Annotated in this window: 1 protein-coding gene; it reads right to left on the bottom strand. The window is 64.9% G+C overall.

The window, feature by feature from the left end; translation table 11 throughout:
* Positions 1 to 770: integrase core domain-containing protein (locus NKH42_RS31165; RefSeq protein ID WP_352974844.1), on the bottom strand; the 770-nt coding region annotated here is incomplete at both ends.

Here is a 770-nt window from a genome sequence, read left to right as displayed (position 1 = left end):
AGCTTCATGGCCAACGCCTCATGCGGCCTTTCCTCGTTGAATTCGCTGATGAAAGCGTCAAATCTGGCCTGCTGTTGCAGGGCATTCATGCCCGGGGGCCGCGTGGTCTCCTGCTTCAAGGTGCGGTGCATGCGCTCGTGGCGGCCGTTCTGTTGCGGGTTGCCGGGCTTGATGCGCTCGATGGCAATGCCGAGCCTCAACCACCAGACCGACAGCTTCGACAGATTGTAGAGGCCGTTGGGGCTGGCGAAGGGGACCCCGTTGTCGCTTCGAATGGCGAGCGGCAGGCCGCGTTCCCTGAACAGCCGGACGAAGGCCTCGATGACCGGCGCTTCCCGTGTCGCTTCAAGCGCTTCGGCGAGAAGCAGGTAGCGCGAGGCCTGGTCGGTCACCGTCAGGGGGTAACAGTAGCGACCGTTGCCGAGCTTGAACTCGCCCTTGAAGTCAGCGCACCACAGATCGTTGGGGACGGCGGCCTGCGACAGCGGCGTGCCCATGGCCTTGTTCGCCCGGTTCCTCTTGCGGGCCTGGCTCACAAGGCCGTGGCGGTCGAGCACGGCATGCACCGTGCTCTTGGCCGGGATGCGCACATCGCCGGCGAGCTTCCTGATCAGCAGCTCCCTGATCTTCCTGGCGCCCCAGTGCGGCTTGTCGCGCTTGCTCTCGACGATCAGCCGCTCGATCTGCTCGGGCAGTTGGTTGGCATAGCGTACCGGCCGCCGCGAGCGGTCGCAAAGCGCCTCCAACCCCTCTTGCCTGTAGCGGTTGAA

The organism is Mesorhizobium sp. M1142 (genome assembly GCF_040318565.1).
GTDB lineage: Bacteria > Pseudomonadota > Alphaproteobacteria > Rhizobiales > Rhizobiaceae > Mesorhizobium.
The sequence above is the reverse complement of the archived record's forward strand: the minus strand, read 5'-3'. Positions and strand labels throughout refer to the sequence as shown.